Source organism: Rugamonas aquatica (assembly GCF_009380215.1).
In the GTDB taxonomy this organism is placed as follows: domain Bacteria; phylum Pseudomonadota; class Gammaproteobacteria; order Burkholderiales; family Burkholderiaceae_D; genus Rugamonas; species Rugamonas aquatica_B.
The window spans coordinates 578,276-602,539 of record NZ_WHUG01000001.1 but is presented as its reverse complement, the minus strand read 5'-3'; the positions used below and the strand labels follow the sequence as shown (position 1 = coordinate 602,539).

At 65.3% G+C, this 24,264-nt stretch carries 19 protein-coding genes; 12 read left to right on the top strand and 7 right to left on the bottom strand.

Annotated features, from left to right (window positions below; translation table 11 throughout):
- Positions 1–9 precede the first annotated feature (9 nt).
- Both GEV02_RS02630 and GEV02_RS02625 read left to right on the top strand, forming a co-directional pair.
- Complete coding sequence (locus GEV02_RS02630) at positions 10–1,701, top strand: flavin monoamine oxidase family protein (RefSeq protein ID WP_152836374.1); 1,692 nt, start codon at positions 10–12, stop codon at positions 1,699–1,701.
- Positions 1,702–1,713: 12 nt separating this feature from the next.
- On the top strand, positions 1,714–3,522 hold the full coding sequence (locus GEV02_RS02625; RefSeq protein WP_152836373.1) for a M61 family metallopeptidase: 1,809 nt from the start codon (positions 1,714–1,716) through the stop codon (positions 3,520–3,522).
- Between the two features lie 16 nt (positions 3,523–3,538).
- Here GEV02_RS02625 and GEV02_RS02620 read toward each other — a convergent pair whose 3' ends face one another.
- Positions 3,539–4,705 (bottom strand): FAD-dependent oxidoreductase, encoded by a 1,167-nt coding sequence (locus GEV02_RS02620; protein ID WP_152836372.1) that lies wholly within the window; start codon positions 4,703–4,705, stop codon positions 3,539–3,541.
- 98 nt (positions 4,706–4,803) lie between these two features.
- Between GEV02_RS02620 and GEV02_RS02615 the strand changes: the two genes are divergently transcribed.
- Positions 4,804–5,595, top strand: a complete 792-nt coding sequence (locus tag GEV02_RS02615; protein ID WP_152836371.1) for an AraC family transcriptional regulator — start codon at positions 4,804–4,806, stop codon at positions 5,593–5,595.
- On the opposite strand, the gene GEV02_RS02610 is transcribed toward GEV02_RS02615, so the two are convergent.
- A complete protein-coding gene (locus GEV02_RS02610) occupies positions 5,540–6,841 on the bottom strand; it encodes a PepSY-associated TM helix domain-containing protein (RefSeq protein WP_152836370.1) in 1,302 nt (433 codons plus the stop codon). The genes GEV02_RS02615 and GEV02_RS02610 overlap by 56 nt on opposite strands.
- Positions 6,841–8,973, bottom strand: coding sequence for a TonB-dependent siderophore receptor (locus tag GEV02_RS02605; protein ID WP_152836369.1), 2,133 nt, complete (start codon positions 8,971–8,973; stop codon positions 6,841–6,843). The genes GEV02_RS02610 and GEV02_RS02605 overlap by 1 nt, the downstream gene beginning before the upstream one ends.
- Before the next feature lie 289 nt (positions 8,974–9,262).
- Here GEV02_RS02605 and GEV02_RS02600 point away from each other — a divergent pair, with 289 nt between their 5' ends.
- Both GEV02_RS02600 and GEV02_RS02595 read left to right on the top strand, forming a co-directional pair.
- Positions 9,263–10,024: a substrate-binding periplasmic protein gene (locus GEV02_RS02600; protein ID WP_235922606.1), complete on the top strand. Its 762-nt coding sequence runs from the start codon at positions 9,263–9,265 to the stop codon at positions 10,022–10,024.
- Between the two features lie 31 nt (positions 10,025–10,055).
- Positions 10,056–12,329 (top strand): TonB-dependent receptor, encoded by a 2,274-nt coding sequence (locus GEV02_RS02595; protein ID WP_152836367.1) that lies wholly within the window; start codon positions 10,056–10,058, stop codon positions 12,327–12,329.
- Here GEV02_RS02595 and paoC read toward each other — a convergent pair.
- The 4 genes from paoC to GEV02_RS02575 form a co-directional block, all read right to left on the bottom strand.
- Complete coding sequence (gene paoC / locus GEV02_RS02590) at positions 12,326–14,530, bottom strand: aldehyde oxidoreductase molybdenum-binding subunit PaoC (RefSeq protein WP_152836366.1); 2,205 nt, start codon at positions 14,528–14,530, stop codon at positions 12,326–12,328. The genes GEV02_RS02595 and paoC overlap by 4 nt on opposite strands.
- 4 nt (positions 14,531–14,534) lie before the next feature.
- Complete coding sequence (locus tag GEV02_RS02585) at positions 14,535–15,488, bottom strand: FAD binding domain-containing protein (protein WP_152836365.1); 954 nt, start codon at positions 15,486–15,488, stop codon at positions 14,535–14,537.
- Entirely contained in the window at positions 15,485–16,126 is a 642-nt protein-coding gene (gene paoA, locus GEV02_RS02580; protein WP_152836364.1) for an aldehyde dehydrogenase iron-sulfur subunit PaoA, read from the bottom strand. Before paoA ends, GEV02_RS02585 begins: the two co-directional genes overlap by 4 nt.
- A gap of 109 nt (positions 16,127–16,235) precedes the next feature.
- Positions 16,236–17,048 carry a ferritin-like domain-containing protein gene (locus tag GEV02_RS02575; protein WP_152836363.1) on the bottom strand — a complete coding sequence of 271 codons (813 nt, stop codon included), beginning with the start codon at positions 17,046–17,048 and terminating at the stop codon, positions 16,236–16,238.
- A gap of 129 nt (positions 17,049–17,177) precedes the next feature.
- On the opposite strand from GEV02_RS02575, the gene GEV02_RS02570 reads away from it, so the two are divergent.
- The 7 genes from GEV02_RS02570 to GEV02_RS02540 all read left to right on the top strand — a co-directional run bounded on the left by GEV02_RS02570 (position 17,178) and on the right by GEV02_RS02540 (position 24,259).
- Positions 17,178–17,705 (top strand): sigma-70 family RNA polymerase sigma factor, encoded by a 528-nt coding sequence (locus GEV02_RS02570; protein WP_152836362.1) that lies wholly within the window; start codon positions 17,178–17,180, stop codon positions 17,703–17,705.
- Entirely contained in the window at positions 17,696–18,685 is a 990-nt protein-coding gene (locus GEV02_RS02565) for a FecR family protein (RefSeq protein ID WP_328595696.1), read from the top strand. The genes GEV02_RS02570 and GEV02_RS02565 overlap by 10 nt, the downstream gene beginning before the upstream one ends.
- 93 nt (positions 18,686–18,778) lie before the next feature.
- Complete coding sequence (locus GEV02_RS02560) at positions 18,779–21,208, top strand: TonB-dependent receptor (RefSeq protein WP_152836361.1); 2,430 nt, start codon at positions 18,779–18,781, stop codon at positions 21,206–21,208.
- Entirely contained in the window at positions 21,208–22,128 is a 921-nt protein-coding gene (locus GEV02_RS02555; RefSeq protein WP_152836360.1) for an alpha/beta hydrolase, read from the top strand. The genes GEV02_RS02560 and GEV02_RS02555 overlap by 1 nt, the downstream gene beginning before the upstream one ends.
- Positions 22,128–22,403, top strand: coding sequence for a hypothetical protein (locus GEV02_RS02550; RefSeq protein ID WP_152836359.1), 276 nt, complete (start codon positions 22,128–22,130; stop codon positions 22,401–22,403). The genes GEV02_RS02555 and GEV02_RS02550 overlap by 1 nt, the downstream gene beginning before the upstream one ends.
- Entirely contained in the window at positions 22,400–22,693 is a 294-nt protein-coding gene (locus GEV02_RS02545; RefSeq protein ID WP_152836358.1) for a hypothetical protein, read from the top strand. Before GEV02_RS02550 ends, GEV02_RS02545 begins: the two co-directional genes overlap by 4 nt.
- 9 nt (positions 22,694–22,702) lie before the next feature.
- Entirely contained in the window at positions 22,703–24,259 is a 1,557-nt protein-coding gene (locus GEV02_RS02540) for a PepSY-associated TM helix domain-containing protein (RefSeq protein WP_152836357.1), read from the top strand.
- Positions 24,260–24,264: the final 5 nt, after the last annotated feature.

Below are 24,264 nucleotides of genomic sequence, written 5' to 3'. Positions count from 1 at the left end.
ACGCCATCCATGAGCAAGAGCATCCAGGACCTGCTGGCGGAGCAGGACGATCCTGTCATCACCGAGTATCTGGCCATCATCAAGAACGGCCTGCCGAAGACCAAACAGCCGAAGAAGATCGCCATCGTCGGCGCCGGCATGGCCGGCCTGGTGTCGGCACAACTGCTGGCCGAGGCCGGGCACGAGGTGACGATCTTCGAAGGCGACAGCCGCATCGGCGGCCGCATCCTGACGCTGAGGGGCGAACGCTACTTCGGCCGCAAGGACTTGTACGGCGAGGCCGGGCCGATGCGGTTGCCGCTGCAGATCCACCATCTGCTGCGCACCTACATCTGCAAGTACTCGGTGCCGGTCAACTTCTTCTACCAGGTGGACGTGAAGCGCGACACCATCAAGCCGCAGGACCAGCAAGCGGTGTTGTGCGGCAGCGCCGTGGCGACGCCGCCGGTCAAGGCTTACCAGTCGTGGACCTATGTGAACGGCGTCAAGCTGCGCACCGGCGACTACCTGAACCAGGAGTATCCGGCCAAGGCGCTGGGCTACGACCTGTCCGACCTGCCGGAAGCGCAGCAGCGCATGAACGGCCCGGCGCTGCTGGCCAGCGTGACCGATTTCGTCAAGGACTACGTCAACGCCGCGCCGCGCGCCAACTGGCCGGAAGCGATCTCCCGCTACGACAGCTATTCGATCAACGGCTTCCTGCGCGAATACTCGCTGCTGTCGACCGAAGGCGTGGAGTTCGTCGAAGTGATGCAGAACCTGGAAAGCCGGCGCGCGCTGTCCTTCGTGCAGAACCTGATCGAAATGTCGCTGATTAACTCCGACAATATGTACTGGGAGATCACCAACGGCACCGACAACCTGGTGCGCGCCTGGATAGCGCCGCTCAAGGCCGCCGGCGTGCAGGTGTGCTTCAACCAGTGGCTGAAAGGCGTGGAGTGGTCGGACAGCGGCGAACGCGCGCACCTGGCCTTCCAACCCTACGACGCCAAATGGGACGGCGCCGTCACGCTGGGCGCCGAACTGGCCGCACCGGGCCAACCGGCCCGCATCAGCGCCGACCACGTGATCCTGACCGTACCTACGCCCTGCCTGCGCACGGTCGACTTCAGCCCCATGCTGCCGCATAACAAACGCAAGATGATCCGTGAGCTGTACTACGACTCCGCCTCCAAAGTCCTGATGAGCTTTGACGAACGGTTCTGGGAAACCCGCGACAACATCTGGGGCGGCGGCTCGCTGACCGACCTGGCCAACCGCACCATCTACTACCCCAGCCACGGTTTCGGCGAAGCGACGGGCGTGCTGCTGGCCAGCTACACCTGGGAAACCGAAGCGCGCGGCTGGGGTTCGCTCAACAACGCGCAGCGCATCCAGTTCGCGCTGGACGGCGTGGCGCAGGTGCACGGCGACTACGTGCGCAAGCACTTCATCGCCGGCCACTCGGTCAACTGGGACGAAAGCCCGCTGGCGATGGGCGAAGCGGCGATGTTCGCACCGGGCCAGCTCAGCGAGCTGCAGGCCGACGTCGCGCCGCCGGTCGGCAATCTGCATTTCGCCGGCGACTGGACCACGTTGCGCCACGCCTGGATCGAAGGCGCAATCGAATCCGGCATCCGCGTGGCGCTGGAGATCGAACCGACGCCCGCAGCCAAAGCCGAGCCGCTGATGTTCGCGGCGATACCACCCACCATACTCTGATCGGAATCCATCATGGTTAAGCAAGCCACAGCACCGAACGTGCACTACCAGGTCGCCGTTCACCCCGAACGCCACGAGCTCACGGTGAACATGCGCCTGAACGGCGACTTCGCCCACGGCGCCATGCGCCTGGCAATCCCCACCTGGGTACCGGGCGACTACAGCTTCGCGCCGCTGGCGCGCGACCTGTTCGAGCTGCGGGCCCACGACACCGCCACCGGCAAGCCGCTGGTCGTACGGCGCGACGGCTGGCAAGCCTTCGTGGTCGATGGCTGCGAGGGCGATGTCAGCGTCAGCTACCGCGCCACGGCCTATGCGCCGGAAATCGGCGAGCAGTCCGGCATCCTCGATAACGAATACGGTGTGCTGATGGGGGGCCGCTATCTGCACAACGCCAACCACACCGGCACATGCACCGTCAGCTACGAGCTGCCTCAGGCCTGGCAAGGGACCATCCACCATCCGTCCGGCGCGGAGCAGCTGGACGCGCACAGCTGGCGCTATCCGAGCTATGAAATCCTGCTCGACACGCCCGTGGTCATGGGCCGCTATCGTCTGTTGCAACGCAATGTACAGGGCACGCCGTTCTACTTCGCGTTTGTCGATGGCGGTGTCGGCATGGAGGAAAGCGTGGATGCCTTCGTCGACCGCGTCGCCACGGTGTCGGCGGGCTTCGGCCGCATGTTCGGCGGCTTCCCCTTCGAGGACTACACCTTTGTGCTGAGCCTCAACCCGGACAACGAATGGGGACTGGAGCACCTGACCAGCACCATGTGCGGCCTGGGACCGGATGTCTTCGTCGATCCCGACCAGAACGCCATTGGCGTGCGCGTCTGCGCCCATGAGCTGTTCCACGCCTGGAACGTGCGGCGCCTGCGTCCTGCACCGTTGATGAAACTGGAGCACGCGCTGACCTGCGGCAGCTTCAGCGAAGGCCTGTGGATGGCCGAAGGCTTTACGCGCTACTACGAGTTCCTGTCCTGCGCACGGGCCGGCGTCTACAGCCCCGAGCAATTCTTCAGCTGCGTGGTCGGCTACCTGGAACACCTGCGCGCCGTGCCGGCGTATGAGCGCGTCAGCGCGGCGGATTCGTCGCTGTCCACCTACCTCAATCACAGCCCGAAATTCCCGGGGCGGACGGCAAGCTGCATCGACTACTACGACAAGGGCATGCTGATCGCCTTCGACATCGACGCCACGCTGCGCCTGGGCCCGCGCCAGCAGACGCTGGACGGCACCTTCCGCGGCTTCTTCGAAGAATATCTCAGCGGCGGCCCGCAATACGAAGGCTACACCAACGCCGACGTCATCACCTACTTCAATGGCCAGCGCGATGGCCTGGGCAAGTTGATCGAGGCGGCGGTCTGCCATCCCGCCGGTTTGACGACGGATACGCTGCTCCCGCAGCTGGGGTTCACCCTGCTGCACACAACGGTGCGGCAGTTGGGCATCGTGTTCCTGAACCAGAACGCACCGGCGATTTACAACGTGCTGGACGACACGCCGGCAGGCGCCAGCGGGCTGGCGGCGGGCGACGTCATCTTCGCCGTCAATGGTTTCCCGTACACGCAGGCGGCTTTGTCGTGGGCCGCCGGCCATACGGAGCCGGTGACGCTAGAGGTGCGGCGCGGCCACCGGCAGCTGTCGTTCACGGTTGTGCCGGCGCCGCAGCGCAAGATCGGCGGCCTGGTATGGGAAGGCGACGCGGCGCAGGCCGCCCGCATCGGCACCTGGCTGGAAAGCCACTTCGAACCGACGCCGGGCCAGCGTTTCGCTACCGATTTCTACGAGAACTTCCACGGTATCGAAACGGTCGTGTGACAGCGCCCCCTGGCTATCAATCGGCGCCGGCTTTACCGCCATAGAGCTGCACTGCGCTGCGTTCGGAAGAACGCAGCGCCGTTCCCGCATGTTCGCGCATGCCTTGCTCGTAGCGGGCGATGGCGTGGTCCAGCGTCTGCGCACCGGCGGCCGCCATGGATAGCTGGCGAACCAGCAGGTCCGCATCCAGCAGCGCGGTATTGCAACCCAGGCCGCTGGCTGGACTCATCACATGCGCTGCGTCGCCAAGCAAGGTCACCCTGTCCTGCAGCCAGACCTGCGGCGGCGGGGCTTGGCGCACCGGCAGCATCGCGCTCATGCCGGCGGGCGTCGCGGCAAACAAGGCGCGCAGCCCAGGCGCCCAATCGGCGCTGACATCGGCGATGCACTGCCGGATGTTCGCGTCGCTGGCGGCCGGGCCGAAACGCTCGCGCATGCCGATCATGGCCCAGTACAGATAGTCCTTGGCGGGCGTGAGGCCGTACTCCGCGCTGCCGGCGGCCGGCGAGAACCGCATCGCATCGATCACCACCGCCAGCCCGGCAGCGAAAATCACCGTGGTTCCGCCGTACAGCACCGGCGCGATCTGGTGGTGGTCGCAGACATCCAGCGGCACTTTGCCGTAGATGCATACCGCGCCGGTATCGCGGCCCTGCGCCTCCGGGAAGCACTGCGCCGCCAAACGGGAGCCGCTGCCGTCGGCGCCGATCAGCAGATTGCTCCGGTAGCTGCTGCCGTCCGCAAAATCGAAGGCCACTTCGTCATCGCCCAACTGCCGCACTTCGCGCAGCTCCTTGTTGAAGTGTACGCGATCGGCGATACCGCACATCAGCACTTCGCGCAGCGTCTGGCGGTGCACCTTGAGCTCCGCGGCCTCGTCGTCATTCCATGCTTTGAGCCACTGGCCGGTATCGTTCAGCTGCGTATCGAGCGCATGGACGTCTGGCAGGTCGTCGGCGCAGGTGGCCTTGAACAATTCGAACAGCTGCGGCGGCAGGCAATGCCGCAGCGCCGCCTGGCCGTCAGCGTTGATACGGATGCGGAAGCCTTGCGAGCGGCTGTCCAGCGCGGGATCGCGCTCGAACACATCGAAGGCAATGCCTTGCTGCTTCAGTCCCTGCGCCAGGCACAAGCCGCCCAGCCCACCGCCGATGATCGCAACGTGAAACGTATTTTTCTGCATGAGTGATATGCCCTTTCCTGTTTTGACAGTCGCCAGTATTGGACAAAGAGGCCATGCGGTGATAACGTTGTTTGGTCTATAAATAATGAATTTGAGCCATGGCCGGAAATTTGAGCGAACGGCGCGATGGACCTGCCCTGATTGCGCTGTGGGGCGATACCCGCGAGGACCAGGAATTCCAGCTCGGCACGCGGGAGTACGACTGGCACCATCACCATCGGGGCCAGGTGTTTTGCGTGGAGAGCGGTTTGATACGTGTGCGTACAGCCAGCGGATCGTGGCTGCTGCCGCCGCATCGCGCCGGCTGGATACCGCCCGGCGAGCCGCACCAGGTCAGCATCACCGGCGCGATGAGCGGATGGAGCCTGTTGCTGACGCCCGCCGCCAGCGCGCAGCTGCCGCGTCATCCTACCGTCATCGGCGTCACCGAAATCATGCGCGCGCTGGTGCGGCAGGCAGTCAGCTGGGCAGGACAGAAGGCGCTGACTCCGCCGCAGGAGCGCATCATGGCCGTGCTGCTGGATGAATTGCAGCAGCAGCCGCAAGCCGCCCTGCACCTGCCGATGCCGCAAGACCGCCGCCTGCTGCGCATCACCGCCGCGCTAGCGGCCGCGCCCGCGGATGAGCGCAGCCTGGAGGAGTGGGCGGCGTGGGCCGGGCTGTCCGCGCGCAGCATGAGCCGCCTGTTTCGCAGCGAGACTGGATGCAGCTTCGGCCAATGGCGGCAGCAGTTGCTGCTGTCGATAGCGCTGGAGCGGCTGGCCCAGGGCGAGTCAGTGAACGCGGTGTCCGATGCGCTGGGCTACGCGACGACCAGCAACTTCATCGTCATGTTCAGGCGCCATTTCGGCGACTCCCCTGGACGCTACTTCCGGACTGCTGCGCCGTAATCTTGGCCGCCGCGATGATGCGTGCGCTGCGCTTGCGCCACCACACCAGCACGCCCGTCACCGACAGCGTCGCCACGATCACGCCCATCAGCGAAATCAGCACCCGCCCCGGTATGCCGAGGATGCGGCCCGAATGCAGCGGGAACTGCGCCTGCACGAAGATGTCGGCCGCCGTACCCTTCCACGGCTGACGGTCGCCGAGCAGCGCGCCGCTGCGGCCATCGTAGTACAGCTGCCGGTGGCCCACGCCGCCCGCGCCCTGCTCGTCCTGCGGCTGGAAGAACGCCACCGTGTAGATGCCGTACTCCCGTGAATACGTCAGATTCCCCGCAGGTTCACGCCAACCGCGCCGCGCAGCTTCCGGTTCGGCCTGCGCCAGCACCTGTCCGAACGTCAGCCCGGCCGCCAATGGCTTGTTCGGCGCGTTCGGGTTGCGCACATCGAACGGCGAAGGCGTCACGTTCGACACCAGCGACATCACTGGGAAGAACACCTCCCGATAAAGGTTCAGCGAAAACGCGGTGAAAGCGATGGTGAACAACAGCAGCCAGGTCCACAGGCTCAACGCCCGATGCAGATCGAAATTGAGCTTGGTGCTGCCCGCGCCGAAGCGTATCAGCCATGCTGGCTGCCAGCGCTTCCACCAGCTCTTGGGTTTCGGGCCGCCCACCACCAATGTCAGCGCCGACGCGCGCCTGCGCACCGGTAGCGTCAGATAAAAGCCGACGAAGCTGTCCACAGTCCAGATCATCGCGATGCCGCCCATCAGCCACAGGCCCCATTGTTCGATGCCCCACATCTGCGGGATATGCAGCGTGTAGTGCAGCTGGTAGAGGAAGGACACGAAGGTCTCACGCGTGATCGGCCACGCCGCGCCCCACTTGCGCGTGCCCAGCTCCGCTCCGGTAGCTGGATCGACGAACACCTGGTTGTACGGCGCCGGATACAGCTCGCCGGTGGCCGGGTTCACGCGAGGCTCGACGTAGAAGTCGAGCGAATGGCCCGCTTCAGCCGCCATCGGCACTGACAGCACCTGCATCTGCGGGTGCCGCGCCTCCACGGCCTGCACCAGTTGCAGCACAGGCAGCGCCGGGCCACTGCCTGGCGCCTTGGTCAGGTGCGGGTTAAGCAGTTCATCAAGCTCGTGATCCCAGGAGATCACCGCGCCGGTGACGCCGCTGACAAACAGGAAGCCGGCGATCAGCAAACCCGCCCAGCGGTGCAGCAATGTAGCCAGGCGCCGCATCACCAGACGTAGCGCGCTGTGACCTGGGCCTGGCGACGGGCGGCGAAGTTGCAGGTGCCTTCGGTCGAGCAGTTACCCAGGTAGACCTTGTCGGTCAGGTTGTTGACGTTGAGCGCGAAGTCCCAGTGGCCGTAGCGATAGCCGAGCGCCGCATCGGCCAGCGTCACGCCCGGATTCTCGAAGGTATTGGCGTCGTCGCCGAAGGTCACGCCGATGCGGCGCACACCCAGGCCGGCGCGCCAGCCTTCGGTGAAGCTGCGTTCCACCCAGCCGGCCAGGTTCACGCGCGGCACCAGCGATGGACGCTTGCCTTCATTGCCGTCGTTGTTGCGGATGATCTTCGCATCCAGTCCGGTAAAGGAGCCGTTGACTTTCCATTGCTTGTCCAGCTTGGCTTCCGCTTCCAGCTCCAGGCCGCGCACGCGCACTTCGCCGCGCTGGATCTGGGCGCCGACGCCCAGGTGATCCTGGTCGGCGGTCAGCACGTTGCTCTTGCGCAGATCGAACACTGCGGCGGTCAGCAGCGCCTGGCGGTCCAGCGGCGCCCATTTAACGCCCAGCTCCACCTGCTTGCCCTTCTCCGGCACGAAGTTGCGGCCTTCGAAGGTCTGGCCCATCACCGGACGGAACGAGGTTGCATAGCTCAGGTAAGGCGACACGCCGTTCGGGCCCAGCCAGGTCAGGCCCAGGCGGCCGGTGGTGGCATTGTCCTTCTGGCTGTTCTTCGCGGCGTTGAAGTAGTCGTCGTTGTCGATGTTGCTGCGGTCGCGGCGCAGGCCTGCCGTCAGCAGGTATTGGCCGTCGAACTTCATCTGGTTTTGCGCATAGATGCCGGTTTGCGTCAGCGTGCTGCGCTTGTCTTCGTACTTGTCGGCCACGCCCACCGGTTGGCCGTAGACCGGCGCGATCACGTCCAGCGTTGGCGCTTCGCCGAGGTAGTTCTGGCCTTCCTGCACGGCGCGGCTGTAGTCGATGCCGGCCACGAAGGTGTTATCGATATTGCCGAAGCGGCTGTTCCATTCGACGTTCTGGTCGGCCGCGAACACACGCGCCTTCTGCTGCGCCGAGAAGTTGGCGCGGTCTATGGTGCGCTGGTCTTCGTGCAGGGCAGTCATGTACAGGCTGTGGTAGTCGACCTTCTCCGTCGCGTAGCGCAGGTTCTGGCGTACCTTCCACGCTGGCGAGAAGCGTTTTTCGAACACATAGCCCACGCTGCGCTGTTCCGTCTTGAAATGGTCCAGCCCAGGCTCGCCGACGAAGCGGTTGGCTGGAATCTGGCCATACGGGCCTGGCGTCAGCGTGCCCACCGCAGGCACGTAGAAGTTGGGCGGCACGTTGTCGTTTTGCAGATAGGCCAGCAGCGTCAGCGTGGTGTCCGCATCGGGATGCCAGGTCAGCGACGGCGCGAAGTACTGGCGGTTGTCCTTGGTGTAGTCGATAGCGCTCTTGGCTTCGCGCGCCAGCATGGTCAGGCGGTACAGCCACACGCCCTGCTCGTCCACCGGCCCGCCGACATCGGCAGCCACCTGCTTGCGGTCGTAGCTGCCGTAAGTCACTTCGATTTCACCCAGCCGGCCCGCGGTCGGACGCTTGCTGACGGCGTTGACCATGCCGCCCACCTCGGCCTGGCCGTATATGACCGAGCTTGGGCCGCGCAGCACTTCCAGGCTTTCCAGGCCGTACGGCTCCATCGTGAACGCGGTGAAGCCGCGCGTCGGCAGATTCAGGCCGTCGCGGAAGACGCCGTTCGAGCCGGTTTCGAAGCCGCGTATCATGTACTGGTCGAAGCGCGGATCGACGCCGAAGCTCTCGGTCTGCATGCCGGCCGTGTAGCGCAGCGCCTGCGGGATGCCGGGCGCTTTTTGCGCATCCAGGCGTTCGCGGTTCAGCACCGAGATCGATTGCGGCACCTCAACGATGGATGTATCGCCCTTGCTGCCTACGCTGCTGCGCTTTGCAACACCATCAGCCTGGCCTTGCACGACGACCGTGGCCATCGTGGCCTCGGCCGGAGCAGCGGTTTCCACCTCGCTCGCGCCGCCGTTCATGTGATAACCGCCCATCAGCAGGATGGCGCTGGCTACGGCGCGGGCTAAAGGTGTCAGGCCTTGCTTGTTCAACTGATGTTGCATCGAGTGGAGCTTTCTGTTTAAAAGTGGTCAAGATTAACAATAAGTTAATCGCCACGGATGATAATGACTCTCATTTCGATTTGCAAGTATATTTCGTAGTAACACTGCGATGAGAAGGGGCTTGCCGCACAAAAAATATGCTCGCGCTTGCCGGTTGGTCGTAAGATGAAGGAAAGATCATTTCCCGTATCAACTTATGCATATGCGCCTTCCGTGTCGTGCAATTGGCTACGGTTCTCCGGTCCCTCCCCGGCGCCGCGCGTATCTGCTTACGCTGTTGTTCTTCGCGTTGGCGACTCCGATAGCCCGTGCCGACGCCCCGCTCTCCGTCACGCTCACCATCCACGACTACCCTCCCTTTATCGGCCTCGACCTGCCCTACGGCGGCCTGCTGACGCGCGTGGTGGTGGAAGCGTTCAAGGCCAGCAACGTCACCGTCAAATTCGAGCGCGTATCCAGCAACCGCGCGATCACCGGCGTGATGATGGGTTTGTACGACGGCGGCTTCGGCTGGGCGCACACGCCGGAACGCGACCGCAAGTTGTTGTATTCGGACACGTCGATCTACACCTTCCGCATGGTGTTCTTCCAGCGCCGCGATATGCAGCTGAACTGGAATTCGCTGGCCGAACTGGGCAAGTACCAGATCGGCACCACCCTGGGCGATCACTATTCGGACGAGTTCTCGGCCCTGCATGCGCAACGCAAGCTGCAAGTGCAGGAGGCCGCGGGCGACTTGAACAATATGCGTAAGCTGCTGCTTGGCCGCATCGACCTGTTCCCGATGGAGGAAGAAGCCGGCAAGATGCTGATGCAGACCTCGCTCACCGAGGCCGAGCAAGCGCGCCTCAGCTACCAGTCCAAACCGATAGCGGCGGTGCCCACCTATGTCGTGCTGCGGCGCGATCTGCCTAACGCGCGCGAGCTGCTGGACCGTTTCGAGCAAGGCTACCGGCAACTGCAGGACAGCGGCCAGTTGCTGCGCCTGCAGAACGAAACGCGCAAAGCCCTGTTGGCCACGATGCCGCAGAAGCGCATACCACCACCCTAGCTGTCTGTTATCCGATCCGAGGAGAAGCACGATGCGTCCACCTTCGATACGAACCATACCGTCAACCGTGGCGCTGGCTTGCGGCGCGCTGGGCGCGGCCGCAGCGCATGCACAGGTTCAGAGTGGTCCCATCGAACAAGTGCTGGTGACGGCGCAGAAGCGCTCGGAAGCTTTGCAAAGCGTGCCGCTCAGCGTGACGGCGCTGGACCAGCGGGATCTTGAGCATATGGGCGTCGAACACGTGTCGGACATCGCCCGGCAGACACCGGGGCTGACGGTGGTATCGTCCGGTCCAGGCCAGAATATCCTCATCATTCGCGGCATTTCGTCGGTGGCAGGGACTGCCGGTACGGTCGGCTACTATCTGGACGACACGCCCATCGCCGCCTCCAGCAACGCGGCGCTGCTGTCGCTGCGCGGCTTGATCGATCCGGCCATTTTCGATATCGCCCGCGTCGAGGTGCTGCGCGGCCCGCAGGGTACTCTGTACGGGTCCAGCTCCATGGGCGGCACCGTCAAGTACGTCAGCACGCAGCCGGACCTGAATCGTTTGGGCGGCAAGGCCAGCGCCGTGCTGTCGCACACCCAAGGCGGCTGGAACGAGGAAGGCAATGCCAGCATCAACGTCCCGCTGGGCGATGGCGCGGCGGCGGTGCGCGTGGGTGTCTACTACCGCAACCAGGATGGCTATATCGACCGCTACCCGGTCGCCCTCAACGACATCCTGGCCATTGCGCCCGGCGGCGCGCGCCTGGACAACGTCAACACCGAGCGGACCAAGGGTGCGCGGCTCGCGCTGCGCCTGAACCTGGGCGCAGGCCTGGTGGCGAATGCGTCGCTGTACTACCAGCACATGCTGCTCGGCGCGCCGTTCCAGATCGATGTGCCGCCCGGCAGCCTGGACCGCCTGATCCAGACACGGCTGGTGGCGGAGCCCAGCGTGCAGAACTCCACGCTGTCCAACCTGACGATACGCAAGAACTTTGCGCGCTACGAGTTGGTATCGTCCACCTCCTACTACAACCGGCGCGTGTCGGTCGACGAGGATGCGTCCAAGGTGCTGTACTACTTCTTCTCGCCCACGCCGCAAAGCTCGGTCTACCCCGGCGGCATGCATGGCGATTACATCAACCGCGAGTTCACGCAGGAAGTGCGGATGGTGTCCGACTTCAGCGGGCCGCTGCAAATGATCGCCGGCGCCTACTACCACCACGTCGATGCGCCGCTGGCTTCGGAGATCCCTGTGCCGGCGGGCTACAACAGCAAGTTCGGCACCGACTACGGCAGCTTCTTCAAAGGTGCGCGCCAGGCTACGGTGCGCGAGACGGCCGTGTTCGCAGAGGGCAGCTATCAACTGGCGCCGGCGTGGATAGCGCGGCTAGGCGTGCGCGCCTTCCGCGTCAGCCAGGGCTTTGCGCAGCAAGGCGACGGCTTGTTCAACGGCGGGCCGTCCGCCATTACCGGCAGCTCCCGCGACCACGGCTACAATCCCAAGCTCAACCTTTCCTGGCAGGCGACGCCGGATGCGATGCTGTATGCGACTGCATCCAAGGGCTATCGCCCCGGCGGCCCCAACAATCCGGCGCCCGCCGCGCTGTGCGCCAGCGAAGTCGCCAAGCTGGGCCTGAGTCCAAGCGCACTGCAAACCTTCTCGCCCGACAGTTTGTGGAACTACGAAGTCGGCGCCAAGACGCAGTGGCTGAACCGCCGGCTCACCGTCAACGGCTCGGTCTACTCGATAGACTGGAGCAAGGTGCAGCAGCAGATCGTGCTGCAATGCGGCTTCAACATCACGGCCAATTTCGGCTCGGCGCGCAGCAAGGGTGGCGAGTTGGAGGCGTCCTTCCAGGCCACGCCGCGCCTGATGCTGCGCGCCACGGCGGGCTACGTCAACGCCACGCTCAACAACGACGTGCCAGGCACCGGCGCCAAACAAGGCGATGCGTTGCTGGACGTGCCGCGCTGGAGCGGCAGCGCGGCGGCCGAGTACAACTGGAACATCGGCGAACGCCACGCGGCATTCGGCAGGCTGGACGCCACCTACACCGGCGGCGCGAATTCGCTGTACGACCGCAGCAGCCCCTTCTATCGCCGCGCCGGTTTTTCGCAGCTGAATTTCAAGCTGGGCTGGCAACCGGCCGGCAAGAACCCGAGCTGGAACGCCACCTTCTTTGTCGACAACCTGCTCGACAAGATCGGCCAGACCGGCCTGCCCGTGGCCATCTCGGCCGACCTGCCCAACACGCGCCGCGTCGCGATCAGCCGGCCGCGCACCATTGGCCTACGGTTGGGCAAGACGTTCTAGCCGGCCTCCGGCAGTTTTTCGATCAGCTTGTCCAGCGTGATCGGGTAGTCGCGCACGCGCACGCCGGTCGCGTTGTAGACCGCATTGGCGATCGCGGCGCCAACGCCGCAAATACCCAGCTCGCCCACGCCCTTGGCCTTCATCGGCGAGGAGATGGGATCGGTTTCGTCGAGGAAGATCACGTCCTGGTGCGGGATGTCGGCATGCACCGGCACTTCGTAGCCGGCCAGGTCGTGGTTGACGAAGAAGCCGCCGCGCTGGTCCACCACCAGATCCTCCATCAACGCCGCGCCAGCGCCCATGGTCATCGCGCCTATCACCTGGCTGCGCGCCGACTTGGGGTTGAGGATGCGGCCGGCCGCGCACACCGCCAGCATGCGCCGGATGCGCGTCTCGCCGGTGGCGGCATCGACGGCCACTTCGACAAAGTGCGCGCCGAAGGTCGATTGCTGGAACTTCTTGTCCAGGTCGCCGTATTCCATCATGTCTTCTGCCACCAGTTCGCCATCGACGGCGGCCTGGACCAATGGCAAGGAGCGCCCGCCCGCGCTGACGCGGCCCTCGGCAAACGCGGCATCGACCGGATCAAGGCCCAGCTTCTGCGCCGCCGCTTCGCGCAATTTGACGCAGGCGGCGTACACGCCGGCCGTCGAACTGTTGGCGCCCCACTGCCCTCCCGAACCGGCCGACACCGGGAACGAGGAATCGCCCAGCTTCACCACCACCCTGGACAGCTGCACGCCCATCATCTCGGCGGCGGTCTGCGCGATGATGGTGTAGCTGCCGGTGCCGATGTCGGTCATGTCGGTTTCCACCGTGACGATGCCGTTGCGGTCCAATCGCACGCGTGCCGCGGACTTCATCACCAGGTTGTTGCGGAAGGCGGCGGCCACGCCCATGCCGATCAGCCAGCGGCCTTCGCGCAGCTTGCCGGGCTGGGCGCTGCGCCGGCTCCAACCGAACTTGTCGGCGCCCGTGCGCAGGCATTCGACCAGGCGACGCTGCGAGAACTTGCGCTCCTTCTTCTCGGGATCGGAACTGGTGTCGTTGATGACGCGGAACGTGACCGGATCCATTTTCAGTTTCTCGGCCATTTCGTCCATGGCGATTTCCAACGCCATCAGACCCGGCGCCTCGCCCGGCGCACGCATCGCATTGCCCTCGGGCAGATCGAGCACGGCCAGCCGCATCTTCGTCATGCGGTGCGGGGCCGCGTAAAGCAGCCGGGTTTGCTGGACGGCGGTTTCGGGTCCGCCGCCGGGCAGGTCGCCGGACCAGCTCTCGTGGCCGATGGCGACGATCTTGCCTTCGCGGCTGGCGCCGATGCGGATGCGCTGTATCGTCGCGGGCCGGTGCGTGGTGTTGTTGAACATCAGCGGCCGTTGCAGGGCTACCTTCACCGGCCGCTTCGCCGCTTTCGCGCCCAGCGCGGCCAGCAAGGCCTCGGCCCGCACGAACAGTTTGCCGCCGAAGCCGCCGCCGATGTAGGGAGAAATCAGGCGCACGTTTTCCTTCGGGATGCCCAGCGTTTTGGCCAGGTCGCTCTTGCCCCAGTCGATCATCTGGTTCGCGGTCCAGACGGTGAGCTTGCCGCTTGCATCCCAGGCGGCGATGGTGGCGTGCGGCTCCATCATCGCGTGCGACTGGTCGGGCGTGGTGTAGCTGGAATCGAGCCGCACCGGCGCACCGGCGTAAGCGCCGTCGAAGTCGCCGGTGATGCTGTCCTTGTTGTTCTTGCCTTCGGGCTGGACCGCCTGATCCTTGGCGGCCGCCAGGTGGTAGGCGCCCTTTTGCGGCGTGTATTTAATCTGCACCAGCTGGGCGGCGGCGCGGGCTTGTTCGAAGGTCTCGGCCACCACCAAGGCAACGGCCTGGTGGTAATGCTGGATCTCCGGCCCGGCCAGCAGCTTGGCTGTGTTCATCTTACCTTTGCCCAGCTTGCCGGCGCTGTCGGCCGTGACGATGGCGATCACGCCGGGCGCGCGCGCGGCCTTGTCCAGCGAGATTGATGCGATGCGCCCCTTGGCGATGCCGGCGCCGACGATGTAGCCATACGCGGCATTCGGTGCGGCGGCGTGCTGTTCGTAGGCATAAATTGCTGCGCCGGTAGTCTTGAGCGGGCCGTCGATACGATCGACCGGCTTGCCGATGATCTTCAACTGGTCGATGGGATTGGTGGTGGCGGGCGTGGTGAATTTCATGGGATCAGCCTTTCTTCGCTTCCGCCAGCACAGCGTTGAGCGTGCGTTGGACCAGGGTGAGCTTGAATGCATTGTCGGCCGTGGTCCTGGCGCCGGCCAGCAGCTGTTCGGCCACGGCTTTGCCGCCGTTGGGCATGCTGGCATCGGCGGCCGGCATGCGCCACGGCTTGTGGGCGACGCCGCCCAGCGCGACCTTGCCGCTGCCGTCAGCCTGCACGATGGCCGCCACCGAGATCAGCGCGAATGCATACGAGGCACGATCGCGCACCTTGCGGTAGATGTGCGTTCCACCCGTAGGCGTGGGCAGCGTGACGGCGGTAATCAGCTCGCCGGCCTGCAGCGCGTGCTCGATATGCGGCGTGTTGCCGGGCAGCTTGTGGAAGTCGGCTATCGGTATCGTTCGGGACGAGCCATCCGGTCGCACCGTTTCCACAATGGCGTCCAGCAGATGCATGGCGACCGCCATGTCGCTGGGATGGGTGGCGATGCAGGCATCGCTCGCGCCCAGCACCGCATGGTTGCGGCTGTAGCCACCGATGGCCGCACAACCGCTGCCAGGCGCGCGCTTGTTGCAGGCCTGGTTGGTGTCGTAGAAGTACGGGCAGCGCGTGCGCTGCAACAGATTGCCTGCGGTGGAGGCCTTGTTGCGCAACTGGGCCGAGGCCCCGGCCAGCAAGGCCCGCGACAGCACGGCGTAATCGCGCCGCACGCGCAGGTCGGCGGCCAGGTCGGTGTTGCGCACCAGCGCGCCGATCCGCAGGCCGCCCTGCGCGGTGGCTTCGATCTTGTCCAGCCCGAGGCCGTTGACGTCGATGAGGTGGGTCGGCGCTTCGATCTCCAGCTTCATCAGGTCGAGCAGATTGGTGCCGCCGGCGATGAACTTGGCGCCCGGCACGCGCAGCGCTGCGGCGGCTGCCTCGGCGGGCGAATGCGCGCGTTGATAGCTGAAGACCTTCATGCTGGCCTCCCGGCGACTTCGGTGATGGCGTCGATGATGTTGGAATAGGCGCCGCAGCGGCAGATATTGCCGCTCATGCGCTCGCGCAGCTCTTCCGCGCTGAGCAATGGTTTCGCGTTCAGGTCGGCGCTGACGTGGCTGGGTATGCCCTGCTTGATTTCATCGAGCGCGGACACGGCGGAGCAGATCTGCCCCGGCGTGCAGTAGCCGCACTGGTAGCCGTCATGCTTGATGAAGGCGGCCTGCATGGGATGCAGCTTGTCCTGGCTGCCCAGCCCTTCGATGGTGGTGACTTTGGCGCCTTCATGCATCACCGCCAGCGTCAGGCAGGAATTGATGCGGCGGCCGTCGACGATGACCGTGCAGGCGCCGCACTGGCCGTGATCGCAACCCTTCTTGGTGCCGGTGAGGTGCAGATGCTCGCGCAAGGCGTCCAGCAACGTGGTGCGGGTGTCCAGACTCAGGTGCTCGGTCTTGCCGTTGATCTGGATGGCGTAACGGGCCATGATCGGGTCTGGATTGGGTGGCATGGCCTGCTGGGCGGAGGCCAGCGGCGGCACCGCTGCGGCGGTGGCGGACAAGGCGCCTGCAATCAGCAGATCGCGCCTGGCCTGGTTGATGTCGCTGAAGTCGTTCATGGAATCGCATCCTCTGGCTGGTATCGGCGATCTCCATGGTAAACGTTTTCCGGCGCAAGAGTGTTCGATTGCTCACACAACGGCTGCAAAGCAGCGGTGTTGGCGGTATCTAGGTCGCTTCGCCGTGCAGGGCGCGCACTTCCGCCTCGCTGAATCCGGCTTTCAGGCGGGCTTCGATATTGAACGGGCCGCGCGGAGTGGGCGCCTTGTAGCGCACCGCCAGCTCGGCGTAGGTGACCCGCGGTTCCAGGCCGCGCTGCTGGCACAGGTAGTTGTACCAGCGGTTGCCGATCTCCACGTGGCCGACCTCGTCGCGCAGGATGATGTCCAGGATGGCCGCCGCCTCGCGGTCGCCGGCCTGGGCCAGTTTGGCGCGCAGCGGCGGGATCGCATCCAGGCCGCGCGCCTCCAGTGTGCGCGGCACCAGCGCCATGCGGGCCAGCACGTCTTCCGTGGTCTTGCCGACCATTTCCCACAGACTGTCGTGGGCCGGGAAGTCGCCGTAGCTGTAGCCCAGCGTTTGCAGGTGGGCGGCCAGCATCGCGAAGTGCGTGGCTTCCTCTGCCGACACGCGCAGCCAGTCGATGTAGTACTCCATCGGCAGATCGGGGAAGCGCCACAAGGCATCGAGCGCCAGGTTGACGGCGTTGAATTCGATATGGGCCAGCGCGTGGATCAGCATGGCGCGGCCTTCCACCGTGGCCATCGAGCGGCGGCCTACCGACAGCGGCGGCACCAGTTCCGGTTTCTCTGGCCGGCCGGGGATGGCACCGTGCGCCTCGATCGAGATAGCCGGCTCCAGTCCGCACTGCCCCTCATGCGAGGCCGCCGCCATGGCCGCGACCGCCGCGACTTTGACGCCGGGGTCGCTCTCCAGCAGGCAATGCAACGCGTAGGCACGCAACTCAGTAGGGCTGGACATGGCTTTCCTTGAACCTTAAAAAAGGACGCAGTATATACGCTCAATCGTCGATGGGCTTGGCCCGCCAATTGCATCAACGCAAAGAATCGGGTTAGAATGAGAATAATTCTTATTCACATCTAGTCCAGCATGACGATTGCTCAGTACCCGATCCGGCAAGACATGGCGTCGCTTTACGGCGAGCACCATGCGTGGTTGCTGGGCTGGCTGCGCAAGCGTCTCGGTTGCGCCCATTATGCGGCGGATGTGGCGCAGGATACTTTCTTGCGACTGATCGCCGCCAGCGACAATCTCCCCCAACTGGCCGAACCGCGCGCTTTTCTGACCACCACCGCCAAGCGCCTGCTGGTCGACCGCAGCCGCCGTCACGCCATCGAGCAGGCCTACATGCTGGAGCTGGAAGCGCTGGCCGGACAATTGCCCTGCTTCCCGTCGCCCGAGGAAATCCTGCAGGCCGTGCAATCGCTGGAGCGCATCGCCTGCGCGCTGGAGCAACTGTCGTCGCGCGCCCGCGAGGCTTTCCTGATGCACTATCTGGACGGCGAGAGCCACGCAGTCATCGCCGATCGGCTGGGCGTGTCGACCCGCATGGTCCACAAATACCTGGTGCAGGCGCTGCTGGGCTGCGACGAAGCGATCGGTCAACCGTGCCTCTGAGTACCGAACAAGGCCGCATCGCCGCCCAGGCCGCAGACTGGATCATTTCCCTGACCGGCGACGACCCCGCCGCCCGTGCCGCAGCGCGCTCCGGCTTCGACGCATGGAAACAGGCCGATCCGCGCCATGCCGCCGCAGCGCTGCGCATGGAAGCGATGCTGGGCCAGATCGATGCCTTCAACGGCCGCCCTGCCCGCGTCGCGCTGGCAGCGTCGGATACGCGCCGCCGGGCCGGCAGGAAGACCGTCGCTGCGGCCGGTGTGGCATTGGCCGTGGCGTTGCTGACTGGCCTGACTGCACTCGGCGTGCCGTCCCTGGAACCATCTGTGCTGATGGCCGACGTTCGCACCGGCACCGGCGAGTGGAAGACCAGCACCCTGGCCGATGGCAGCCGCATCACGCTCAACAGCGGCAGCGCGGTCGATCTGCGATTCAGCCAGGGGCAGCGCGTGATCCGACTGCTGCGGGGCGAAGTGCTGGTCGACGTGGCGCGCGATCCCGCTCGGCCGTTCCTGGTGCAGACCGCTGAAGGCAGCATCCGCGCGCTCGGCACCCGCTTCGTGGTGGAACGCAGCGGCGGCGCCACCGATCTGGCGATGCTGGAATCGAAAACCGAAGTGCGCGACAAAGACCTGCAGTCCCCGGCCACAGTGGTAACGGCCGGCGAAAAAGTCCGCATCACCGCACACGGCGTCGGCCTGGTCCAGACCGTCGATCCCGGCAGCGTGGCCGACGCCTGGCGCGATCATCAACTGGTGGTGCGGAATCGCCCGCTGTCCGAAGTGCTGGACGAGCTGGCCCGCCACCGCCGCGGCTTCATCCAGTACGACAGCCGGCAGATCGCCGCCATGCGCGTCAGCGCCGTGCTGCCGCTGGACGACACCGACCGCGCACTGCATCTGCTGCTGAGCAGCTTCCCGGCGCTGCGCATACGCACCGTCACGCCCTACGTGGTGATGGTGGACGCGCCGGCCTCCTGAAAATATTTTTGCGAAACTGGTTCCGGTTGGCGTTTTTCGCGCGTCAAGGTCTGTGTAAGCAAGTTCATTCAGACCAACAGGAATCCGAAACTCATGTTCAAGCACCAACACGCTCCACTCCGCACCGCGCTGGCCCCGCTGACACTGGCCCTGCGACTCGCCTTCAGCGGCGCGCTCGCCATCGCCGCAAGCAACGCCGCCATGGCGCAAAACGCCAATCCGCAATACGACATCCCCGCCGGCCCGCTGGCCGACGCCCTGAACCGTTACGCCCAGCAGGCCGGCGTCTCCGTGGCGCTCGACGCCGACAAGGTGCAAGGCCTGCGCAGCCCCGGCCTCAAAGGCAACTACAGCGTGGGCGATGGTTTCAACGCCCTGCTGCGCGACAGCCCCTACGTGATTGGCAAGACCAGTGCTGGCTATGTGCTGCAACCCAAGCCTGCCGTGCCGGCGGCGACGCCACAGCGCAACGATCAGGCGCTGGCGCCGGTGACGGTCAATTCCTCGCTGCTGGCCGATGAGCTGCCGCGTGTGTACGCCGGCGGCCAGGTCGCGCGCGGCGCGCAACTCGGCATCCTGGGCAGCACCAGCACCATGGACGCGCCCTTCAACCTGACCGCCTACACGGCCGGCCTGATCGAAGACCAGCAAGCCTCGACCGTGGCGGCCGTGCTGCTGAACGATCCATCGGTGCGTTTCACCACGTCCGAAGGCCATATCTACGAGAACTTCAGCATACGCGGCTTCGAAATCAATGGTGAAGACCTGGCCTTCAACGGCTTGTACGGCCTGTCGCCATACGGCCACGCGCCAACCGAGTTCATCGAGCGTGTCGAAGTGTTGAAAGGACCGGGCGCGCTGCTGGGCGGCATGTCGCCGCAGGGCGGCGTGGGCGGCGTCATCAACCTGATACCGAAACGCGCCGCCGACAAGCCGCTGCTGCGCCTGACCACCGACTACACCTCCGATTCGCAATATGGCGTGCACCTGGATGCGGGTCAGCGCTTTGGCGAAGGCGGCCGTTACGGCGTGCGTTTCAACGGCGGCTACCGCGACGGCAAGGTCGGCGTGGACGATCAGAAGAAGCAACGCACGCTGGCCGCCATCGCGCTGGACTATCGCGGCACGCAGCTGAACCTGGCGTTCGACGCCTACACCAACCGCGAGAATATCGATAACGGCAGTTCCTGGATGGCGTCGTTTCCGACCACCGGCGTGATCGCGCCGCCAAAGACCGGCACTAATCTGCTGCACGGCATCTACGGCAAGCTGGAGAACGACGCCGTCGCCGTGCGCGCCAGCTACGATTTCAACGATACCCTGACCGCGTACGCCGCGCTGGGCCAGCTGCGCTATCGCTACTCCGGCTACATCAACGGCACCCGTGCGGCGATACGCAACGCTGCCGGTGATTATGTCGGCAACACCTTCCACCAGCGCGGCTCGGTCGATACGACCTCCGGCGAAGTGGGCCTGCGCGGACGCTTCGTCACCGGCCCGGTACGCCATCAGGCGGTGGTCAGCGTGACTTCGCTGGAATTCGACACCGGTCGCGCCGCGCCGCGCACCAGCGCCGACTACAAATCCAACATCTACAACCCGACCACGCCGGCGCTGGGCGCCGATCCCGGTCCGGCGCCGAAGACCGGCGATACCGCGCTGCGCAGCCTGGCGCTGGCAGACACGCTGGCATTTGCCGACGACAAGGTGCTATTGACCATAGGCGCGCGTGAGCAACAGGTCAAGACCCGTACGCTGAACCCGTCCAACGGCGCCGTCACCTCCGACTACGACAAACGCGCGCTGACGCCGGCCGTGGGCATCGTCGTCAAGCCGTGGTCGCCGGCGATTTCGCTGTACGCCAACTACATCGAAGGCCTGAGCCAGGGCGGCACCGTCACCGACACTGCCGCCAGCAACTACGGCACCGTCTTCGCGCCATACAAGAGCAAACAGGTCGAGGGCGGCGTGAAGTGGGATCAGGGCGAGTACGGCAACACCATCAGCGTGTTCCAGATCGACCGTCCAAGCATGGTCAAGGACACTGCCAGCAACACCTACAACGCCGACGGCAAGCAGCGTAATCGCGGCGTGGAGTGGAACACCTTCGGCCAGATCGGCTCGCTACGCATCCTGGGCGGCGCCGCCTACACGGACAGCAAGATGACGCGCGCATCCGCTGCGGCGCTGACCGGCAAGACCATCTACGGCACGCCGAAATGGAAAGCCAACCTGGGCGGCGACTGGACCGTGCCGGGCGCCAATGGCCTGAGCCTGAATGCGCGCCTGGTCTACACCGGCAGCCAGTACGTCAACAGCGCCAACACGCAGCAGATCGACAGCTGGACCCGCATCGACCTGGGCGCCCGCCACAGCGTGCGCTGGCTGGACCATACGCTGCAACTGCGCGCCAACGTCGAGAACGTCGCCAACAAGAGCTATTGGGCTGGTTCGTTCAACGACGGCTACGTGACGCAGGGCGCGGGCCGCGTGTATAAATTGTCGGCCTCGGTGGACTTCTGATGCGCCGCGCCTTCCTCTCCGGCGCGGCCGGTTTGCTGGCTGGCGTGTTGATGCCGGCCCGCGCCGTGCAGACGGCCAGCGTGCCGGCGCCGGCGTGGCACGCTGCCAGTCTGCCGCAGGCGCAGCAGCTGGACCTGCCGTCCGCACGCACGGGTCATCGCTATCGCATCTTCATCAGCGTGCCGGAGACGGCGGTGCCGGCCGGCGGCCATCCGGTGATGTACGTCCTCGACGGCAACGCCGCCTTCCCCAGCGTAGCGCTGATGGCGCGCACGGTAGCCCGGCGCAGTAAGGTAACGGGCCTGCACGCTCCGGTGGTGGTGGGCATCGGCTACGCCAGCGGCGAGGATTTCGACGCAACGGCGCGCGCACGCGACTACACGCCGGCAGCGGCAGGCAAGGCGGCCAAAGGCGAAGGCGGCGCCGACCTGTTCCTCGACTTTATCGAGCAGGAGCTGAAGCCTTTGATACAGGCCACCGTGCCGATCGACCCGCAGCGGCAAGCGCTGTTCGGCCATTCGTACGGCGGCCTGTTCGCATTGCACGCGCTGTTCACGCGGCCTGCGGCGTTCCAGACTTACATCGCGGCCAGTCCATCGATCTGGTTCAGCGAGCGTTTTGTGCTGAGCGAAGTCGCGGGCCTGGCTGACAACCGCAAACAGAAACCACAGGTACTGCTGACCGTCGGCGAGTTGGAACAAACGGCCAGTCCGCCAACAGCCAAGCCCAGCGAGCGCACCGCCGCGCTGGCGCAAAAGAAGATGGTCGATGAAGCGCGCGACCTGGCGGCGCAGCTGGATGCGCAGAAGCAGGCGCTTGGACTGGCGCGCGTCGGCTTCATCGAGCTGCCGCGCGAGAACCACGGTTCGGCCTTGTTCCCCGCCCTGTCGCGCGGGTTGGAATTCTTCCTGGAGCGATGATGCATCCATTGCTAATCGGGCTGGCGGTGGCGCTGAATCTGGTCTCGGCCGTGCTGTTTTATCTGTCGGCGCCGCGTCAGCAATGGGCGTCGCAGGCGCTGCCCGCCAAGCCTGCGCGCTGGGCAGCCAGCCTGGCGTTGGCGGCTGCCTTGCTGTTGTGGCTGTCGCAAGCGCAGGTGGCGACGGCGCTGTTCGCGGTGCTGACCTTGACCATGATCCTGTTTGCCGTGCTGCCCTATCTGGCGGCCTGGCGCACTTTGAGGAGAGCACGTTGAACAAACCTGCCGCCATCCAGCCGGACTGGTTGAGCAAATCCCTGGCCGGTTTCGTTCTGGGCCTGGCCTTGTGCCTGCTGGCCAGCGGGCTGTTCGCCTGGTTGACGCCGGGCGGTCCCGGCGCTCCGAACAAGTTCCAGGCCACGATGTGGATCACCGCGCCGGTCTGGGCGGGCGTGATGTCGTCGGTATATTTCTTCCGTAGCGGCGCGCAGGCCTGGCGCTGGCTGGGTGGCGCCACGGTGCTGGCTGCGGCCGCGCTGCTGGCTTGTCGTCAATTCCTTTGCTGAAGCTACACGATGCGCGCCGATATCATCCGAGTCTACAAATCCGTCCATACCTGGACCGGCATCGTCTGCGGGTTCCTGCTGTTCATCGCCTTCTACGCCGGGGCGCTGACCATGTTCGAGGAACCGCTGTCGCGCTGGTCGTCGCCACCGTCACGGCCGGCGTTGTCGTCGCTGGACCGCAGCGCGGCGCTGATCGGCGATACGCTGGCGGCATGTCCCGATGCCCGCAAGGACTTCACGCTGCATCTGCGCGATGACGAACAGGTGCCGGCCCGCATCACCTGGACCAAGGGTCGCGGCGATCGCCAGCCCTGGACTGCCGACTACGGAGCGGACGACGCACTGCGCATCGAGCAGGCGGCGCCGTCCGGCATGGCGCAGTTCATCGACCATCTGCACCGCACCGGCGGACTGCCGGGCAACGCGGAGGTGGCCGAGTTCATCATGGGCCTGATCAGCTTGCTGTATGCGGTGGCGCTGGTATCGGGCACCATCATCGTGCTGCCTTCGCTGGTGAAGGACTTCTTTGCGCTCAGGGTCGGCAAGAATCTCAAGCGCATGTGGCTGGACGCGCACAATGCGATCGGCATCGCCAGCCTGCCTTTCCATATCGTCATTGCCGTGACGGCCATTATCTTCGGGCTGCACGACAAGATCTACGATATTCAGGAAAAGCTGGTCTACAACGGCAACATGGCCGAGATCATGAAGGCATCCAGCCCCAACAGCGCGGTCAAGCCGGACAAGCATCCAGCGCCCATGCTGCCGCCGCAAGTGCTGCTGGCGCGCTTGCACGACTATGCGCCGCATTTCGAACCGGCGGCCATGCAGTACCGCGCGCCGGGCACGGCTGGCGCCACGGTGCGTATCTCCGGCGCCGACCCGCGCTTCATGTTGCGGCGCGAAGGTTTTCTGTTGATGAGCCCGGTCAGCGGCGAGATCGTCGACACCAGCTACTTCCCCGGCACGCAGAACAGCTGGACGGCGCCGGTATCGGCCGCGTTCTCGCTGCACTTCGGCACCTTTGGAGGCGAGCCGGTGCGCTGGGCGTATTTTGCCTTGGGCTTGGGCGGCGCGGTGCTGTTCTACACCGGCAATCTGCTGTGGATAGAAACCCGCCGCAAGAACGCGCGCGGCGATGGCCCCGTGTTGCAGCGGCGCGCGGCCTATTGGTTGTCGGCGGCGACGGTGGGCGTTTGCGTCGGCAGCATCGCCGGCATGTCGGTGACGATAGCGGCGGCCAAGCTGCTGCATGGCCACGTCGAACGTTTAAACGATTGGCATATGCCCTTGTATTACGCGACGTTTGTGCTGTGCTGCGGTTGGGCGTTCTGGCGCGGCGCAGCCAGGGCCGGCGCGGAACTGTCATGGTTCGCCGCCGCAGCGACGCTGGCGATACCGGCGGCGACGCTGTGGCGCTTGATGGGATCAGGCCCGGCTTGGGACCATGCTGCGGGCATCGACATTGCGGCAGTCTGCGGCGCGTTGGCGCTGGCCGTGATCGCTATGGCTGCGCGGCGCCGGCAACGTGAAGGTATTGTTGCGAGCGTCTGGGCGCCGACGTAGATTGT

Excerpts from the sequence above, each read along its gene's own strand:
- GEV02_RS02560 (WP_152836361.1), top strand. The coding sequence starts at position 18,779 with ATGTTCAAGCACCAACACGCTCCACTCCGCACCGCGCTGGCCCCGCTG.
- GEV02_RS02595 (WP_152836367.1), top strand. The coding sequence starts at position 10,056 with ATGCGTCCACCTTCGATACGAACCATACCGTCAACCGTGGCGCTGGCT.
- GEV02_RS02570 (WP_152836362.1), top strand. The coding sequence starts at position 17,178 with ATGACGATTGCTCAGTACCCGATCCGGCAAGACATGGCGTCGCTTTAC.
- GEV02_RS02610 (WP_152836370.1), bottom strand. The coding sequence starts at position 6,841 with ATGCGGCGCCTGGCTACATTGCTGCACCGCTGGGCGGGTTTGCTGATC.
- GEV02_RS02555 (WP_152836360.1), top strand. The coding sequence starts at position 21,208 with ATGCGCCGCGCCTTCCTCTCCGGCGCGGCCGGTTTGCTGGCTGGCGTG.
- GEV02_RS02620 (WP_152836372.1), bottom strand. The coding sequence starts at position 4,705 with ATGCAGAAAAATACGTTTCACGTTGCGATCATCGGCGGTGGGCTGGGC.
- GEV02_RS02630 (WP_152836374.1), top strand. The coding sequence starts at position 10 with ATGAGCAAGAGCATCCAGGACCTGCTGGCGGAGCAGGACGATCCTGTC.
- GEV02_RS02615 (WP_152836371.1), top strand. The coding sequence starts at position 4,804 with ATGGCCGGAAATTTGAGCGAACGGCGCGATGGACCTGCCCTGATTGCG.
- GEV02_RS02550 (WP_152836359.1), top strand. The coding sequence starts at position 22,128 with ATGCATCCATTGCTAATCGGGCTGGCGGTGGCGCTGAATCTGGTCTCG.
- paoA (WP_152836364.1), bottom strand. The coding sequence starts at position 16,126 with ATGAACGACTTCAGCGACATCAACCAGGCCAGGCGCGATCTGCTGATT.
- paoC (WP_152836366.1), bottom strand. The coding sequence starts at position 14,530 with ATGAAATTCACCACGCCCGCCACCACCAATCCCATCGACCAGTTGAAG.
- GEV02_RS02605 (WP_152836369.1), bottom strand. The coding sequence starts at position 8,973 with ATGCAACATCAGTTGAACAAGCAAGGCCTGACACCTTTAGCCCGCGCC.
- GEV02_RS02540 (WP_152836357.1), top strand. The coding sequence starts at position 22,703 with ATGCGCGCCGATATCATCCGAGTCTACAAATCCGTCCATACCTGGACC.
- GEV02_RS02625 (WP_152836373.1), top strand. The coding sequence starts at position 1,714 with ATGGTTAAGCAAGCCACAGCACCGAACGTGCACTACCAGGTCGCCGTT.
- GEV02_RS02585 (WP_152836365.1), bottom strand. The coding sequence starts at position 15,488 with ATGAAGGTCTTCAGCTATCAACGCGCGCATTCGCCCGCCGAGGCAGCC.
- GEV02_RS02575 (WP_152836363.1), bottom strand. The coding sequence starts at position 17,048 with ATGTCCAGCCCTACTGAGTTGCGTGCCTACGCGTTGCATTGCCTGCTG.